The sequence below is a fragment of the Paraburkholderia sp. SIMBA_027 genome, from assembly GCF_046535315.1.
GTDB lineage: Bacteria > Pseudomonadota > Gammaproteobacteria > Burkholderiales > Burkholderiaceae > Paraburkholderia > Paraburkholderia tropica.
Window position 1 is genome coordinate 1 of record NZ_JAWRWY010000180.1, and the last position, 371, is coordinate 371.

The window sequence follows — 371 nt, forward strand, 5'->3', positions numbered from 1 at the left end:
CCTGACGGGCTTGTCTGCTCCCGGCATCCGCTTACAGACAAGCTGTGACCGTCTCCGGGAGCTGCATGTGTCAGAGGTTTTCACCGTCATCACCGAAACGCGCGAGGCAGCTGCGGTAAAGCTCATCAGCGTGGTCGTGAAGCGATTCACAGATGTCTGCCTGTTCATCCGCGTCCAGCTCGTTGAGTTTCTCCAGAAGCGTTAATGTCTGGCTTCTGATAAAGCGGGCCATGTTAAGGGCGGTTTTTTCCTGTTTGGTCACTGATGCCTCCGTGTAAGGGGGATTTCTGTTCATGGGGGTAATGATACCGATGAAACGAGAGAGGATGCTCACGATACGGGTTACTGATGATGAACATGCCCGGTTACTG

Annotated in this window: 1 protein-coding gene and 1 pseudogene; one reads left to right on the plus strand and one right to left on the minus strand. The window is 53.6% G+C overall.

Annotation, left to right across the window (positions count from 1 at the left end):
- Nucleotides 1–70: 70 nt before the first annotated feature.
- Complete coding sequence (locus tag SB764_RS38680) at nucleotides 71–262, minus strand: Rop family plasmid primer RNA-binding protein (RefSeq protein ID WP_000165985.1); 192 nt, start codon at nucleotides 260–262, stop codon at nucleotides 71–73.
- Between the two features lie 31 nt (nucleotides 263–293).
- Between SB764_RS38680 and SB764_RS38685 the strand changes: the two are divergent.
- A pseudogene (locus SB764_RS38685) lies at nucleotides 294–371 on the plus strand (plasmid mobilization relaxosome protein MobC); the annotation flags it as partial.